We start from the raw sequence: 16,043 nt of genomic DNA, 5'->3' as shown, positions 1-16,043 counted from the left end.
GCAATTACAATGGGAAACGGCGCAATTATTAAAAAGCAGACGTTCAGATTACCATCAAGTGCCCCAATATTCATCAAATATTTCTCTCTTCCCCATGATACAAGCCCGATCCCCATACAAAATCTCTCCTCCTTAGTTTATTTTCCCAGGCAAAGGCCATAATAAGAGGTTGAAGGGTGTGAAAATATGAGCTGGTGGATTTGGGCGTTACTAATCGTTATGGCACTTATCTTGTTGATATTATTTCTTCTTATTATAACGAAGCTGACCGTTACTCTCTCTCTGTACCACGGAAATGATAATGACCATTTCAAGGTGAAGCTTAGGGCATGGTTTGGCTTGCTAAAATATACAATCGATATCCCGTTAGTCAAACTCGATGATGATGGTCCGAATATCGTGATTGAGGAAGAAACGAAAAAAGGTAATGAAAGCAATCCATCAAATAAAAAGACTTCTAAAAAGAAAATCACTCCAAATGATTTTATAGATAGTTTGAATGATACGAAGGAGATCATCATACATGTCCAGTCACTTCACCGAATCATCAGGTCGTTTCTCAAGAAAGTCAAACTGGATCATGTACATTGGAAAACGTTATTCGGCACTGGTGATGCAGCATCAACAGGGACGTTAACAGGGACGATCTGGGGGATAAAAGGGAGTATCATCGGCATTCTGAGCGGTTATATGCGCCTTCAATCCATGCCCGTCATAGAGGTGACTCCGACTTTCCAGCACGCTGTGATTCAAACACAATTTTCATGTATTATCCAGTTTCGCATAGGGAATGCTATCCTAGTAGGTTTCAAGATACTTCGGTACTGGAGAGGCGGTATGGCTAAGTTCAAGACAAAGCCCCTTTCCACACTTTCTGGAGAAAAACATTCAGTTTAATAAGGAGGTCTTTACATGTCAGAACATCCTATTGAAGGTCTAATGACCACGGCAATGGAAAATTTAAAAGAAATGATCGATGTGAATACGATCATCGGTGATCCCGTTGAAACACCCGATGGAAGTGTCATCCTGACAGTATCAAAGGTTGGCTTTGGATTTGCGGCAGGCGGAAGTGAATTCATCCTTGATGGTGGTAAAGGAAAAGATGATGGTGGCGGAAAAGGCGGAGATAGCGGAAGCAATCAATCATCCCAGAAGCAGCAGCCATTCGGTGGAGGTAGCGGGGGCGGTGTCTCCATTACCCCGATCGCTTTCTTGATCGTCAGTTCAAAGGGAATCAAGATGCTTCATTTAGATGAAAGCACACATCTGATCGATCGCCTGCTGGACTTAGCTCCCGGTGCCATCGAAAAGATTCAGGGCATGATGAAAAAGGACGATAACAAGCAGGACAACAACAGTCAGGGTAATCACAATCAAAAACTTGATCTGTAAAAGATAGAGAGCTTACTCGAGTATGAGTAAGCTCAACTTTTTTTAAAAAAAGAACCCCTATGATTTGCTTTACCGTATCGTTTTTCTGTACTATAAACATGTACATATTATTATGGAGGAGGAACAAATAATGGCAAACATTACATTTAAGAACAACCCTGTCACTCTATTAGGTAATGAGGTAAAAGTGGGGGACAAAGCTCCTAACTTCACAGTATTAGCTAATGATTTATCGGAAGTCACACTGAATGATTCCAAAGGCAAGGTGCGTTTGATCAGTGTCGTTCCTTCCATCGATACAGGTGTTTGTGATGCACAGACACGTAAATTCAATGAAGAAGCAACCAAGTTTGATAATGTAGAAGTGTTGACGATTTCCGTGGATCTTCCATTCGCTCAAAAGCGCTGGTGCGGAGCAAACGGCATCGAGAATGTTCAAACGCTTTCCGACCACCGCGATCTTTCTTTCGGTGAAGCATTCGGCGTACACATTCAAGAGCTTCGTCTGCTTGCACGTGCTGTGTTCGTGTTAAACAGCAACGATGAAGTGACATATGTGGAATATGTGAGCGAAGCAACGAACCACCCGGATTATGAAGCTGCCGTTGAAGCAGTGAAGAACGCTAAATAATTCCGTCCCAACTGAACAATGCTTAGACATGCTGACCTGATTTACCCATGGTCAGCATTGTTTTTTTTACAAACGTTATGGACAGAGGTAAAATAGATGAATGAAATTGTGATAAAGGAATGAATGCCGATGATTAATTCGCCAGTCGAATCATTATTTGGAATAATCGACGAAACTGCTACACTGCTGCAAGAGGAATTAGCATGCAGTTATTTAGAAGCCGTTGCCGAAACAGGAGAAAACCTTTTTCAAGGTGACGTCCTGCAAGAGGAAGTAAGTGAACTGACCAAGAAACGCCTGAACAAAAAGTACGATGAAGTGAGTCTTTCTCAGCTGGAGAATGAAAATATCCGTAAAGCCTTTCAGTTCGCGATACTAAAAGGAATGAAAGAAAATGTACAGCCCAACCATCAAATGACACCGGACTCCCTTGGTTTATTTATAAGCTACTTAGTCAATAAATTCACCCGGGGCATGGACAAGCTGACCATCCTGGATCCGGCGATCGGAACAGGAAATCTCCTGACGACGGTATTAAATCAAATGCCGGGAAAAGAAACACAATCCATCGGGGTGGAAATTGATGAAGTATTGATCAAACTTGCCTATGTAGGAGCAGACCTTCAAAAACACCCATTACAGCTCTTTAATCAGGATTCAATCGAACCGCTGTTCATCGATCCTGTAGACCTTGTATTATGTGACCTGCCAATCGGCTATTACCCGAACGATCTACGCGCACAGGACTATGAGCTGAAAGCAGAAGAGGGCCATTCATATGCCCACCATCTGTTTATGGAACAAAGCCTGAAGCATACGAAAGACGGGGGATACCTTTTCTTCATCGTGCCAAATGGACTTTTCGAATCTCCGTACAGCGCGCAGCTGCAAACGTATTTGAAAGAAAAGGCTGATATCCAAGGTTTCTTACAGCTGCCTCTTTCCCTGTTCAAAAACAAAAACTCAGCGAAAAGCATCCTCATCCTTCAAAAGAAAAAAGATGGCGTGAAGCCACCTAAAGAAGTATTGCTTGCACAGCTGCCAAGCCTATCGAATCAACGAGCCCTGCAGGACATCATGTCTAAGATCGATCAGTGGCTTGCACAAAATAAATAGTAGACTGCCTTTAGGCAAATGCTAAAACTAAATAAACACACCAATGAGCAGTCCTATTCGTAACTGAATGAGACTGCTTTTTTTGTTGGTATATAGAGAGTTGTTTTAATAAGGGGAAATTTTCCGGTTATCATGCAAAGAAGGGTCATTTACGGGGGATATAAGGGGAGTTTTTCCGGTTAAGGTAAGGTAGAATGGTCCGTTTTCATGCTTTTGGAGTAAATAGGCGGATTCATTCCCCCTATTTACTCCATATTTCTAGCATCATTCCTCAATAAGAGGAAATTCTCCCCTTATTTTGATAGATTGGTCTCTGGGCAAAGCCCCTCCGCTTTTCGAATTGTCCAGCTCCGGGTCTTAGAGGCTCGAGGTCATAAGTCAAGAACACCAAAAAGGCAAAGAGCGCCTTTCCGGTGTTCTCGCCTTATGCTTGTCGCCTCTGGGCAAAGCCCCTCCGCTTTTCTTTATTCTAATTTTTGCGAAAATATTTAATTTAACATGTAAACGATGTCATTTCAAGCTTTTTCTTGAAATAGGGGGGAGTCAGTGATTTAATGGGGAATTGAGAGATAAAAAATGATTCAATGAACAGAATAAATAAGAGTCAAGAGATCGAAAACAAAAGGAGCGATACAACGTGGCAAAAAAAGTGATTGCAATTAATGCTGGAAGCTCTTCTTTAAAGTTTCAGCTTTTTGATATGCCTGAAGAAACGGTCATTACTAAAGGTCTTATTGAACGTATCGGACTGAATGATGCGGTATTTAATATAACGGTGAATGATGAGAAGCGTGAAGAAGTGACAGATATCCCGAACCATGAAGTGGCTGTTAAGATGCTGCTTGAAAAGCTGACAGGCTTTGGCATCATCGATTCACTTGATGAAATCGACGGGATCGGACATCGTGTCGTACATGGCGGCGAGGTCTTTAATGAATCCGTTCTGATCACCGACGAAGTAGTGTCTAAGATCGAAGAACTTTCTGATCTGGCTCCACTTCATAACCCGGCAAACCTGACGGGTATCAAGGCATTCCATAATGTATTGCCGAATGTACCTGCGGTTGCTGTCTTTGATACAGCGTTCCATCAATCCATGCCGGAAAGCTCATTTCTATACAGCCTTCCTTATGAGTACTATGAGGATTACGGAATCCGTAAGTACGGCTTCCACGGTACTTCCCATAAGTATGTGTCCGAGCGTGCAGCGGAAATGCTTGGCCGTCCGAAAGAGCAAGTCCGCTTGATTTCTTGTCATCTTGGGAATGGCGCGAGTATCGCAGCGATCGAAGGTGGTAAATCAATCGATACGTCAATGGGCTTCACTCCTTTAGCTGGTGTTGCCATGGGAACTCGTTCAGGTAATATCGACCCGGCCCTTATCCCGTTCATCATGGAGAAAACGGGATCAACGGCTGATGAAGTATTGAACATCCTGAACAAGAAATCCGGTATGCTTGGTGTATCCGGGTTCTCAAGTGACCTTCGTGATATCGAGCAACAGGCTTCAGAAGGTAACGAGCGTGCGGAACTGGCTCTTGAAGTGTTCGCCAACCGTATCCATAAATACATCGGTTCTTATGCATCCCGCATGTATGGTGTAGACGCAATTGTCTTCACTGCAGGTATCGGTGAAAACAGTACGCTAATCCGTGAGAGAGTCCTTCAAGGCTTGGAGTTCATGGGCGTATACTGGGATCCGGCGCGTAATCAAGTCCGCGGTAAAGAAGCATTCGTTAACTACCCGCATTCACCTGTAAAAGTCATGATCATTCCGACAAACGAAGAAGTCATGATTGCACGTGATGTAGTGGAAAAAGGGAATATCTAATAAACTTAGACAGGATCGCCTTTCAAGGGGATCCTGTTTTTTTATAAGGCTTTTTTCGCATAGTATGTTGTTATTGTAGAGGAGAAAGTAATAGTTGATTTCCGCTCCAGGATGCTCGCTTTCCGCGGGGCTGGCGGTGAGCCTCCTCGGCTGCGCCTGTGGGGTCTCACCTGTCCAGCTATTCCCGCAGGAGTCGAGCATCCTTCCGCTCCAATCAACTTTCTGAGCATGAATTCTTAATGGAAAACAATTTAAAACAAGAATTTTAGCAAACAATCTCATTTAAGGTAAGTAGAGAGTGATTTTCCTTTTAAGGAAGAAGGATTATTTTTTCTGGTTTCTTGCACACCTTGAAGCTCTGTCATGAAAAAACTGTTAAAGATGGTGAGGGGAACTGCTCAGACTCCTGCGGAAGTACGGTCGTGCCGAGACCCTGGAAGCGAAGCTGAGGAGGCTCGGCCGAACGCTAGCTGCAAGCGGAGCAGTTCCCCTCACCATCAAGCATAAACCTGGTTGACAAAGCCCTTGCAGATTCTATGCTAAAAAACAAAAATCTTTGCTAAAAGAGCCTTTTATAAAAATAAATAACAGAGTATTCAATATACTTTCTCGCGGATAAGTGTTGTGCTCCCTGGATATGGTATACTATACGTAATTTAACGAATGAAAAAGGAGTGGGAGAAGTGAATTGGTCAGAACGAGATAATCAGGTATGGCAGTCGATTAAAACGTGGAGAGCAGAATTATTTGAATACGAAGCGAATGATTTGGAGCATACATATGTGAAATGGTTGGATTACGCATTTGAATCCATCCCTGAAGATGTTCAGGCTCAATTTTTCCAGCGGCTGGATGGCTGGTTGTTCCACATGCACTCTCTTATTCAAGGTTCACAGATGCAAAATGACGCCCGTGAGCGGATTCTTGTGACGGCACGAGCCTTTAATCAAGACATTCAGACGGTCGAGGATCTTCATTATTTAACGATTGATCAGCTTCATTACATAGCGGAGCAGCATGCGGGACGACATCGCATTTACTCTCTGTTGCAAGGAGGGGTGACCGGTACCGGCGGCCTGGTGGCGATCGGTTCGGATCTGCCTGCCATGCTTGTCATCAATCTTCGTTCGGTGCAGCTCATTGCCATCACCTATGGATTTGATGTTCAAACCCCATTTGAGATGATGACGTCACTGAAGGTGTTTCATGCGGCTACCTTACCGGCAAGGCTACGTGCCCTTGCGTGGGAGGATTTGATGGAGGATTTAAATAAAAAGGACAGCAATTACTTCTATGATGGATCGGAGCAGCTGACGGATTACACGTGGCTGGAAGGGTCCATGAAGCAGGCGCTTAAAGCCATGGCTATCACTATGTTTAAAGGGAAGAAGTGGTCGGGTCTTCCCCTTGTCAGCATCGCCATCGGAGCGGGTTCGAATTATCAGCTTTCCAGAAAAATTACCGATTTTGCGGAAAAATATTATCAGTACCGCTATTTACGTGATAAGAAAAATGACCAATAAACAAAGGGGAATGATGTGCTCACATCATTCCCCTTTGTGTTTTATCCGGAGTGGTCCGGTACCAGATCCATAAATCATTGATCTCTGAAGCTCTCTCGGAAATCTCTCCATTGATCATGCAGGATCTGTCGAAATTTTCTTCCTGAGCTAATTCCGCCTGCAGTCTCTCAATCTCCACTTCTATTTCCTGGATCCGATCAGGAATCATTCCCCTCACACGCTCCCATTCTAGAAGTACCATTTCTTGTTCTTGAGAAGAATAAGAAGTCCAATCCTTCGACAACCGGGGAAGTTGAATTCCTAGCCTTGAATTATATGAAAAAAATTCGTTCTTCATCTATATGGATGCTCCTTACGATTCATTCTCCTTTCATCCTACAATAAAATAACCGACAAGCCCAGTACAACGGGATTCTCACATTCCACCGATAAAATATTTATACAAATTTATGAATAAGTATTGATGTATCTCTCATTAACTGCTAATATAAATTCATCTTAAAGAATAAATATTCATTTTATATAAAATCAACAGGAGGAGATACGGATGAATAAAAAAGTGGTATTAGCCTATTCAGGTGGTTTAGATACGTCAGTCGCGGTTCAATGGTTAAAGGAAAAAGGATATGAAGTGATTGCATGTTGCCTGGATGTCGGGGAAGGAAAAGATTTAGATTTTGTTCAAGCCAAGGCTTTGAAAGTAGGAGCTTCAAAAAGCTTTGTGATTGATGCCAAGGAAGAATTTGCGAATGAATATGCCCTGCTTGCATTACAAAGTCACGCCCTATACGAAGGGAAATATCCACTGGTATCTGCTCTGTCAAGACCTTTGATTGCCCAAAAACTTGTGGAAATCGCTGAGCAGGAAAATGCTACGGCGGTTGCACATGGATGTACAGGGAAAGGGAATGACCAGGTGAGATTTGAAGTATCCATCGCTGCATTGAATCCTAATTTAGAAGTGATTGCACCGGTTCGTGAATGGAAATGGTCACGTGAAGAAGAGATTGAATATGCGAAGGACAAAGGTATTCCTATTCCGATCAATCTTGATTCTCCTTACAGCATCGATCAGAACTTATGGGGAAGAAGCAATGAATGTGGTGTTCTTGAAGATCCATGGGCTGCTCCACCTGAGGATGCATATGATTTAACGTCCAGTATTGAAGAGTCACCGAACGAAGCTGATGTTGTGGAGATTACATTCTCACAAGGCGTACCTGTCGAATTGGATCACGTTGCATATCCACTGCATGAAATCATTTCCAAACTGAATGTCATCGCTGGGAAGCATGGCGTCGGACGTATCGATCATGTGGAGAACCGCCTAGTCGGGATCAAGTCACGTGAAGTGTATGAGTGTCCAGCCGCCGTCACGCTGTTAAAGGCACATAAGGAACTGGAAGATCTTACGCTTGTGAAGGAGCTTGCTCATTACAAACCTGTGATCGAGAAGAAAATGACGGAATTGATTTATGAAGGCTTATGGTTTTCTCCACTGAATAAAGCACTGAAGGCATTCCTTGATCAAACTCAGGTGTATGTGAATGGTGTCGTACGCGTGAAGTTATTCAAGGGCCATGCGATCGTGGAAGGAAGAAAATCACCGAATTCCTTATATGATGAAAAACTTGCGACGTATACAAAAGCAGATGAATTCGATCATGATGCAGCCGTTGGATTCATTCAATTATGGGGTCTGCCGACAAAGGTCTCAGCAATGGTCAACGCTGAAAAGAAGGAGAAAGTGACTCTATGAGCAAGCTCTGGGGAGGACGTTTCACAAAGAAGCCTGAAGAATGGGTGGATGAATTCAACGCATCCATCACTTTCGATCAGGAGCTCGTTCTAGAAGATATTGAAGGCAGCATCGCCCATGTAAAAATGTTAAAGAAATGCGGGATCTTGACTGTAAGTGAGGCGGATCAAATCCTTGACGGACTTCATGTGCTGTACGGAAAGGCCGAAAAGAATGAACTTCAGTTTTCTGTCGAGTATGAAGATATTCACCTGAATTTAGAGAAGCAGCTGATTGATTTAATCGGTGAGGTCGGCGGTAAACTTCATACAGGCAGAAGTCGTAACGACCAGATCGCGACCGACATGCATCTGTTTCTAAAGAGACGTGTGGAGGAGATTGTGAAACTCGTTGAGGATCTTCAGGAGGCGATCATTCTTCAGGCGGAAGAAAATGTAGATACGATCATTCCTGGATATACTCATCTTCAACGTGCCCAGCCGATCTCTTTCGCTCATCATCTGATGTGTTATTTCTGGATGATCAATCGGGATAAGGAGCGACTTGTTGACTCTCTAAAGAGAATTGATATATCTCCATTGGGTGCAGGGGCACTGGCTGGGACGACATTCCCGATCGACCGGGAATATTCAGCAGAGCTGCTCGGCTTCGGTTCATGCTATGAAAACAGTCTCGATGCCGTAAGTGATCGTGATTTCATCCTGGAATTTCTGAGCAACAGCTCGATTATGATGACCCATCTTTCCCGTTTAGCGGAAGAAATGATTCTGTGGTCCACGGAAGAGTTTCGATTCATCGAGCTTGATGACAGCTTCACGACAGGCAGCAGCATCATGCCGCAAAAGAAAAACCCGGATATGGCGGAGCTTGTCAGAGGGAAGACAGGAAGAGTGAATGGGAATCTCATTTCTCTACTTACCGTCTTAAAAGGTTTGCCCCTTGCGTACAACAAGGATATGCAGGAAGACAAGGAAGGGATGTTTGATACCGTTAAAACGGTGGTGGGATCCCTGAAGATTTTCACTGGAATGATCTCTACGATGAAAGTGAACACGAAACAAATGGAAGAAGCGGTAGGAAATGATTTCTCCAATGCGACGGAACTTGCCGATTACTTGGCGACGAAAGGGATTCCGTTCAGACAAGCCCACGAAATCGTCGGGAAGCTGGTTCTCTATTGTATTGAAAAAGGCTGCTACCTGAAGGATGTTACATTGAAAGAGTACGGTGAATTTTCTTCACTGATTGAAGAGGATATTTATTCGATTTTGACTCCGTATTCGGCGGTAGAACGAAGAAAATCGTATGGTGGTACCGGGTTTGAACAGGTGAAGGTACAGATTGAGAAGGGGAAATCTCATTTGAAAACCTATTCTGCTCAATCAGTCTAGAAAAGAGAGCGGTTGAACGTAGTGACAATCTACATTCAACCGCTCTCTTATTTTTTATCAACTTACTCATCTACTTCTTCTGTTCTTACAACAAGAACATCACAATGGGCAGCACGTGTGATATGCTCTGACACACTTCCGATGAGGAATCGTTCGACGGCGTTGAGTCCGGTTGCGCCGCATATGACAAGGTCTGCTCCTACGTTCTTTGTTGCTTCTCTTGGGATGATCACTTTCGGGGAACCGTACTCGACATAGGTTTTCACTTTAGTTAACCCTGCGTCTGCAGCTTCTGCTTTGTACTCTTCTAACAATTCTTCAGCATACTTGATAGCTCTTTCTCCTACCGTCCGATCATAGGATTCGATTGCTGCGAAGGAACGGGTATCAATCACGTGTATGAGTGAAAGAATAGCATCATTCCGCTTGGCGATGGCAATCCCTTTTTTGAAAGCCCATTCGGCTTCTTTGGATCCGTCTACAGCTACTAATATGTTCTGATATTTTAAACTCATTGTTATCCCCTCCTTACCTTTATCATACTATATTTTTCCACGCATATCTGTAACGATTTTCCGAACAATATTAGGGAATAGATTACTTAGTATAAGGGGGAATCGACATGAAGAAGAGGGATCCGAAAGAGCAGTTTTCGTATGATGAGCAGGCAAATGAACAGGTGAGCCAGCAGATCATGGATTCTTATACGAGCGGAGTCATTGATACGGAGAATGGTCAATATGGCACGGATGAGAATGAAGAGAATGAGAAGTAGGTAGAAGTGTTCGATATGTGAAGCTGAGTGCAAGCAGGATATTTTCCTGCTTGTTTTTTTATATTTGCCGTGTTTATATTATTCGAAATGCTCCTTTTTTACAGTAGAATGAATAGTAGATGTTGAGGAAATACGTTATTCATGCGGTTCTACTTTGTTGTATTGGGGAGTTAGAATGATGATTAAAGTCATTACGTGTAAAGTGAACGAGGAAAGTAAGGAAGATTTTTTCGAAGAGCAGAAAATATGGAAAGCGCTGAGTCCACTGAATGGATTTTTGGGCCAGGTTGGAGGCTGGAGTAAGAAGGAACCATTAACAGCTTGTGTTTTTGCTTTTTGGGAAAATCAAGAAGCCTATCATTATTTTATGGATAAGGCACATGACGAAATCCTTCTCCATTCAAATCAATTCAGTACCTATAAGTCTATAGATGTATCTTTATATGAAGAACGTATTACGATCCCTGGCTCGGAAAAGAGAATCATTCATGCGTTAAAGAAGGGGAAATATGTTCGAATGGCCAGGGTACAAGTGAAACCTGATCATAGTGATCATTTTATTGAAATGCAAGAGACGCTCTGGAATCAGGGTATGAGCGTAGCTGAAGGGTTGCTTGGGGGAACATTTGCTATTTCTAAAAAGATAATGAAAGATTTTCTGGTGTTTACCTGCTGGGGAGATGAGAGATCCCATCAAAAATATGTGGAAAAGCATTTTCCGGTATTCGTTAATGCAGCTAAGATGCAGACCGATGTGCAGGAGATAAAGGGAGAAGAACTTGTGCTTGAAGAAGCGTGGCGGGTACTTCCATGTAATCACGGTAGTTGAATGAAAGGGTACATGATTCTACGAACGCAGGATTGAATATAAGCATCCACATTAATATAAAGATAATAGAGCCTACCCAAAAGCAATCTAATAACGGTTTCGGGGAGGCTTTTTTTGTTAACAATATCCTTACCGCACACCAGACAACCCCCGATTGATAAACCGGTGCAAGATCCCCGCCATCTCTTCAGGTGTCTTATCCATGCCATTCTCCACCCAATTTTTGATGACATGAATACTTCCGCTTACCATGAACATATTGATGTATTCATAGGTTTCTTGATCCATCCGGCTATCGGTGATCCAGTTTTTGAAGATGAATTCGTGGGTGATGATCATGCCTTTTTTGAGAAAGTACATATCGCTGTTCTCGCTGAGAAGGGCCTCGCAGATGTCGTTCTTGTCGGCGATGTATTCGAATAGTTTTTCAGTCATTTGGAGGGCTTCTTCTTCTTTTGAGAAGTTATACTTACCCAGTGTGACGGTCAGGTCTTCGATGAATTCTTCTTCGATTGCTTCGAGCAGTTCGTATTGGTTGGAGTAGTGGGCATAATAGGTGGATCGGTTGATGTCTGCGGTTTCACAGATTTCTTTAATGGTGATGCTTGAGATTGATTTATCCTGCAGTAGTTTCAAGAGGCTTTCTTTTAAAACCATACGTGTATATTTTTTTCGTCGGTCCATTTTTGAGTTCAAAGATCAACGTTCCTTTCCTGCTTTTCTGAGTAAAACAACAGATATGAGTGATGTGTTGAGTATTGAACATTCCTTATGCAACTGTCCGTTGAATATCCAACACGGTGTTTATTATAATGATAATGTGAAAATGTGAAAGAGACAAGAGAGGATGAAAGATGATAAATATTGCATCTTGGATCATAAAGCATAAGAAAGCTGTACTGATTGCGTTTATGCTGGTGACGGTGCTGTCAACGGCGGCGCAGTTTTTTGTGAAGGTCAATTATAATATGGTCGATTATTTGCCTGATGATGCCCAGTCGACACAGGCGATGGACATCATGGAAAAGGAGTTCACGGGTGACGTTCCTGATACGCGGGTCATGGTGACGGGTGTGACGATACAGGAGGCACTCGAATTCAAAGAAAAGCTGGAAGCCATAGACGGTGTATCGGATGTGATGTGGCTGGATGATATGGTCGACCTGAAGACGCCTTTGGAAGTGGCGGACAAGGAGACGGTCGAGAATTACTACAGTGATCAGAATGCGCTGTTTTCCATCAGTGTCGCTACCGGCGACGAGGTCCGGATCACCGATGAAATCTATGAGCTGATCGGTAGCGATGGTGCGATTGCCGGTGAAGCGGCCAATACGGCAAGCTCTCAGAAAATGGCCGGTAGTGAATCGATGTATGCAGGGATGTTACTGGTGCCCCTCATTATTTTGATTCTGGTCGTCTCAACGACTTCGTGGGTTGAACCACTGTTCTTCTTGACGGCGATCGGGGTGTCGGTTCTGATCAACCTGGGAACGAATATTTTCCTTGGGGAGGTTTCTTTCGTGACCCAGTCGGTTGCGCCGATCCTGCAGCTGGCGGTGTCGCTGGATTACGCGGTGTTCCTGCTACATAGCTTTTCCGATTACCGGAAAGTGACGGATGATCCTGAAGAAGCGATGAAGCTTGCGATGAAGAAGAGTTTTCCTGCGATCACGGCAAGTGCGGCAACGACGTTCTTCGGGTTTATCGCCCTTACGTTCATGGAGTTTCAGATCGGGTCGGATCTCGGGGTGAACCTGGTGAAGGGGATCGTCCTGAGCTTTATCAGTGTAATGGTGTTCCTCCCTGCACTGACGCTTGTTTTCTATAAATGGATGGATAAGACGAAACATAAGAGCTTTGTACCAAGCTTCACGGGTATCGGGAACAAGGTATTGAAATGGAAGGTTCCGAGCCTGATCTTTGTATTTGCGATTCTGGTCCCTGCATTCCTGGGGCAAACGAATACTACATTCATTTACGGGTCAGGTGAGCAGCCGGAAAACACCCGTGTCGGAAGTGACTTCAAGAAGGTGGAGGAAGCATTTGGTGAAACGACGCCGATCGTTCTTTTAGTTCCAAAAGGAGATATGGCAAAAGAAAAAGAACTTGTTGAGGATATCGAGGCACTCGATTATGTAACAGGGGTCATGGCGTATGTGAACCAGGTTGGCTCTGAGATCCCCCCTGAGTACCTGGACAAATCGATCACGGATGAATTCTACTCTGAAAATTACAGCCGGATCGTCATTAATACGAATCAGGGGACGGAAGGAGAGGTTCCTTTTGCCATCGTAGAGAACGTGGAAGAAGCAGCGGCGGATTATTACGGGGATAAAGCTCTGGCGCTTGGGGAGAGCGTGACGCTTTATGATATTAAGAATACCGTCAACAAGGATAATGTGGTCGTGAATGTGCTGACGGTCGTGACGATTGCACTTGTGCTTCTGTTCAGCTTTAAATCGATCACGATTCCGGTGGTGCTCCTCATCACGATTGAAGCGGCGGTCTGGTTCAATTTATCGATTCCATACTTCACGAATACCCCGCTTGTGTTTGTCGGGTACTTGATCATCAGTACGGTACAGCTTGCCGCGACGGTCGATTATGGGATTTTATTCACAGAGGCTTATACCCATTATCGCAAGGAAATGTCTGCGAAAGAAGCAATTGTGAGAACCCTGGACGAAAAAACGTTCTCGATTTCCATTTCGGCAGCGATCCTTTCGAGTGTCGGCTTCATTTTATGGATCACCTCTTCCAATCCGATCGTTGGATCCATCGGTCTATTGATGGGCAGGGGAGCGCTGCTGGCCTTTATCATGGTCCTCTTGGTCCTGCCGGCGATGCTGTTGGTATTCGATAAAGTCATTAAGAAAACAACCTATAAAGCAAATTATTATGAGGAGAAATGATGATGAGAAAAAAACAATTACGTTACTCTGCACTCGCATTGATGCTATTCTTGCCTTCATTTCTTAGTGTACCTGCCCAAGCGGCAACGGAAGGAAAGGTCACTTCGAAGGATGAAGTCGTGTACGCGACATTGAACGCAGCCGGGAACCTGGATCATATCTATGTCGTGAATACCTTCGAGGTAGCTCGTGCGGGAAAGATCCTCGATTACGGGGAATTCAGCAGCGTAAAGAATCTGACGGATCTGAAGAAGCTTGAGGTTGAGGGGCAGAAGATTGAAATGGATGCCCCAGAAGGAAAGTTCACGTATCAAGGAAATATGAAAGAAGATACAAAATTACCGTGGAACGTGGCGGTATCATATAGCTTGGATGGGAAGAAAATCGATCCATCCGAGCTTGCAGGAAAAAGCGGACATCTCGAAATCAACATTGATACTTCTGAAAATAAGAATGCAGGTACTGTATTTTATGAGAATTATTTATTGCAGGTTTCCTTGAACCTGCCGAATACGTATGAGAACATCGAAGCCGCAGACGGAATGGTGGCGAATGCTGGGAAGAATAAGCAAATCACCTTTACCGTCATGCCTGGAAAAGAGAAAAAGCTAAGCGTGGAAGCGGATGTAGCGGACTTTGAGTTCGAGGGAGTTCAAATTGCCGCGGTCCCTTCCACACTCCCAATCGATACGACGGGAACAGAAAATATGACCGATGACATGTCGGAGCTATCTGGTGCCATCGGGAAGTTAAATACCGGGGTGGCCGACCTGAAAAATGGTGTGTCCCAATTGAACGATGGGGCATCGAGCCTGCGCGACGGTTCGGCTCAATATAAAAATGGCATCAGTGAATTGAACGGTTCTTCATCTCAAATTGTGGGAGCCTCGAATTCTATCGGTGATGCACTGCGCACCATCAATAAGTCACTGGCTGCGAATCCTGCTGAGATGGATTTGTCCGCACTGAATGAGCTGCCGGGTGGTCTCACGCAGCTGGCGGATGGCCTTACGCAAGCTGCGAATGGGTTATCGACCTTGCAAAAGAACTATTCACAGGCATACGCTGCATTGGACGCTGCGATGGCGGGAATCCCTGCTTCCGAGCTTTCGGAAGAAGAAATTGCCGCATTATATGAAAGTGGAGCGGATCCAAAGGTAGTGGATAAACTGGTGGAGTCCCATCAAGCCGCGCAAAAAGTGAAGGGGACCTATGCGAGCGTCAAGGAAGCCTTCGCTGCCGTGGAACCGACCTTGAATCAGGTGAGTGGTTCCGTCAACGAGATGAGCGGACAGCTGACTTCCATCTCGAATAATCTTTCAGCATCATTAAAGGAAACGGATATGAGCGGGTTTGCCCAGCTGCAAAAAGGACTGGGTGAACTGTCCTCCAACTACGGCGAGTTCCACTCCGGATTGGTCCGCTATACAGAAGGCGTGGGTCAGCTATCCACTTCTTACGGGAAGCTTCATTCAGGCATTGCCGAACTGGCTGGGGGAACAAACGAATTAGAAGGTGGAGTCGCAAAGCTTCACAGTGGAACGAGCGAATTGCATCAGGAAACGAAAAACCTTCCGGACAAAATGCAAGAGGAAATCAATAAGATGATGGCTGAATACGATAAATCGGATTTCAAGCCTGTATCCTTCGTTTCTTCAAAGAACGAAAAGGTTTCATCCGTGCAATTTGTGATCAAGACGGAAAGTATTGAAAAAGAAGAACAGGAAACGAAGAAAGCAGAGCCGAAGAAAGAGAAAGGGTTTTGGGCTCTGCTGATGGATTTGTTTAAGTAAGCTGAATGTATTTGATGATTGGCACAAAGGTGGCTATAGTAACCACTTTTGTGTCATTTTTTAGTGGGATAAAAGATTGTGTAATTTT

At 44.1% G+C, this 16,043-nt stretch carries 15 protein-coding genes; 12 read left to right on the top strand and 3 right to left on the bottom strand.

Features of this window, described 5'->3' with window-relative positions:
* The first annotated feature begins 186 nt into the window (after positions 1-186).
* From ACQKFO_RS19585 to ACQKFO_RS19560, 6 genes are all read left to right on the top strand, one after another.
* On the top strand, positions 187-897 hold the full coding sequence (locus tag ACQKFO_RS19585) for a DUF2953 domain-containing protein (RefSeq protein ID WP_427600489.1): 711 nt from the start codon (positions 187-189) through the stop codon (positions 895-897).
* Positions 898-912: 15 nt separating this feature from the next.
* Positions 913-1,395, top strand: coding sequence for a GerW family sporulation protein (gene ytfJ, locus ACQKFO_RS19580; protein ID WP_148970926.1), 483 nt, complete (start codon positions 913-915; stop codon positions 1,393-1,395).
* Positions 1,396-1,525: 130 nt separating this feature from the next.
* Positions 1,526-2,026, top strand: a complete 501-nt coding sequence (tpx, locus tag ACQKFO_RS19575; RefSeq protein ID WP_427600488.1) for a thiol peroxidase — start codon at positions 1,526-1,528, stop codon at positions 2,024-2,026.
* A gap of 132 nt (positions 2,027-2,158) precedes the next feature.
* The gene (locus ACQKFO_RS19570) at positions 2,159-3,142 is read left to right on the top strand and encodes a class I SAM-dependent methyltransferase (RefSeq protein WP_427600608.1); all 984 of its coding nucleotides are present in this window, start codon (positions 2,159-2,161) and stop codon (positions 3,140-3,142) included.
* Positions 3,143-3,779: 637 nt separating this feature from the next.
* Positions 3,780-4,973 carry an acetate kinase gene (locus tag ACQKFO_RS19565; protein ID WP_148970924.1) on the top strand — a complete coding sequence of 398 codons (1,194 nt, stop codon included), beginning with the start codon at positions 3,780-3,782 and terminating at the stop codon, positions 4,971-4,973.
* A gap of 683 nt (positions 4,974-5,656) precedes the next feature.
* Positions 5,657-6,496: an EcsC family protein gene (locus ACQKFO_RS19560; protein ID WP_427600487.1), complete on the top strand. Its 840-nt coding sequence runs from the start codon at positions 5,657-5,659 to the stop codon at positions 6,494-6,496.
* A 19-nt stretch (positions 6,497-6,515) separates the two neighbouring features.
* Here ACQKFO_RS19560 and ACQKFO_RS19555 read toward each other — a convergent pair whose 3' ends face one another.
* Positions 6,516-6,833 (bottom strand): hypothetical protein, encoded by a 318-nt coding sequence (locus ACQKFO_RS19555; RefSeq protein WP_427600486.1) that lies wholly within the window; start codon positions 6,831-6,833, stop codon positions 6,516-6,518.
* Positions 6,834-7,043: 210 nt separating this feature from the next.
* On the opposite strand from ACQKFO_RS19555, the gene ACQKFO_RS19550 reads away from it, so the two are divergent.
* Entirely contained in the window at positions 7,044-8,255 is a 1,212-nt protein-coding gene (locus ACQKFO_RS19550; RefSeq protein WP_427600485.1) for an argininosuccinate synthase, read from the top strand.
* Positions 8,252-9,646, top strand: a complete 1,395-nt coding sequence (gene argH, locus ACQKFO_RS19545; RefSeq protein ID WP_427600484.1) for an argininosuccinate lyase — start codon at positions 8,252-8,254, stop codon at positions 9,644-9,646. Before ACQKFO_RS19550 ends, argH begins: the two co-directional genes overlap by 4 nt.
* Positions 9,647-9,708: 62 nt before the next feature.
* Here argH and ACQKFO_RS19540 read toward each other — a convergent pair whose 3' ends face one another.
* Positions 9,709-10,161, bottom strand: coding sequence for a universal stress protein (locus ACQKFO_RS19540; RefSeq protein WP_427600483.1), 453 nt, complete (start codon positions 10,159-10,161; stop codon positions 9,709-9,711).
* A 107-nt stretch (positions 10,162-10,268) separates the two neighbouring features.
* Here ACQKFO_RS19540 and ACQKFO_RS19535 point away from each other — a divergent pair, with 107 nt between their 5' ends.
* Both ACQKFO_RS19535 and ACQKFO_RS19530 read left to right on the top strand, forming a co-directional pair.
* Complete coding sequence (locus ACQKFO_RS19535) at positions 10,269-10,421, top strand: hypothetical protein (protein ID WP_427600482.1); 153 nt, start codon at positions 10,269-10,271, stop codon at positions 10,419-10,421.
* A gap of 178 nt (positions 10,422-10,599) precedes the next feature.
* Positions 10,600-11,250 (top strand): YdbC family protein, encoded by a 651-nt coding sequence (locus ACQKFO_RS19530; RefSeq protein ID WP_427600481.1) that lies wholly within the window; start codon positions 10,600-10,602, stop codon positions 11,248-11,250.
* Between the two features lie 129 nt (positions 11,251-11,379).
* Here the strand turns inward: ACQKFO_RS19530 and ACQKFO_RS19525 are convergent, their stop codons facing one another.
* Positions 11,380-11,946, bottom strand: a complete 567-nt coding sequence (locus tag ACQKFO_RS19525) for a TetR/AcrR family transcriptional regulator (protein WP_427600480.1) — start codon at positions 11,944-11,946, stop codon at positions 11,380-11,382.
* Between the two features lie 158 nt (positions 11,947-12,104).
* Here ACQKFO_RS19525 and ACQKFO_RS19520 point away from each other — a divergent pair, with 158 nt between their 5' ends.
* Positions 12,105-14,162 (top strand): efflux RND transporter permease subunit, encoded by a 2,058-nt coding sequence (locus ACQKFO_RS19520; RefSeq protein WP_427600479.1) that lies wholly within the window; start codon positions 12,105-12,107, stop codon positions 14,160-14,162.
* A 2-nt stretch (positions 14,163-14,164) separates the two neighbouring features.
* On the top strand, positions 14,165-15,955 hold the full coding sequence (locus ACQKFO_RS19515; protein WP_427600478.1) for a YhgE/Pip domain-containing protein: 1,791 nt from the start codon (positions 14,165-14,167) through the stop codon (positions 15,953-15,955).
* The last annotated feature ends 88 nt before the right edge of the window (positions 15,956-16,043 follow it).

The sequence above is a fragment of the Rossellomorea sp. NPDC071047 genome, from assembly GCF_050270195.1.
Lineage (GTDB): Bacteria > Bacillota > Bacilli > Bacillales > Bacillaceae_B > Rossellomorea.
The sequence above is the reverse complement of the archived record's forward strand: the minus strand, read 5'-3'. Positions and strand labels throughout refer to the sequence as shown.

What these genes read in the sequence shown, in the direction of transcription:
- ACQKFO_RS19535 (WP_427600482.1), top strand. Translation starts at nt 10,269, where the DNA reads ATGAAGAAGAGGGATCCGAAAGAGCAGTTTTCGTATGATGAGCAGGCA.
- ACQKFO_RS19555 (WP_427600486.1), bottom strand. Translation starts at nt 6,833, where the DNA reads ATGAAGAACGAATTTTTTTCATATAATTCAAGGCTAGGAATTCAACTT.
- ACQKFO_RS19530 (WP_427600481.1), top strand. Translation starts at nt 10,600, where the DNA reads ATGATTAAAGTCATTACGTGTAAAGTGAACGAGGAAAGTAAGGAAGAT.
- ACQKFO_RS19515 (WP_427600478.1), top strand. Translation starts at nt 14,165, where the DNA reads ATGAGAAAAAAACAATTACGTTACTCTGCACTCGCATTGATGCTATTC.
- ACQKFO_RS19585 (WP_427600489.1), top strand. Translation starts at nt 187, where the DNA reads ATGAGCTGGTGGATTTGGGCGTTACTAATCGTTATGGCACTTATCTTG.
- ACQKFO_RS19540 (WP_427600483.1), bottom strand. Translation starts at nt 10,161, where the DNA reads ATGAGTTTAAAATATCAGAACATATTAGTAGCTGTAGACGGATCCAAA.
- argH (WP_427600484.1), top strand. Translation starts at nt 8,252, where the DNA reads ATGAGCAAGCTCTGGGGAGGACGTTTCACAAAGAAGCCTGAAGAATGG.
- ytfJ (WP_148970926.1), top strand. Translation starts at nt 913, where the DNA reads ATGTCAGAACATCCTATTGAAGGTCTAATGACCACGGCAATGGAAAAT.
- tpx (WP_427600488.1), top strand. Translation starts at nt 1,526, where the DNA reads ATGGCAAACATTACATTTAAGAACAACCCTGTCACTCTATTAGGTAAT.
- ACQKFO_RS19520 (WP_427600479.1), top strand. Translation starts at nt 12,105, where the DNA reads ATGATAAATATTGCATCTTGGATCATAAAGCATAAGAAAGCTGTACTG.
- ACQKFO_RS19550 (WP_427600485.1), top strand. Translation starts at nt 7,044, where the DNA reads ATGAATAAAAAAGTGGTATTAGCCTATTCAGGTGGTTTAGATACGTCA.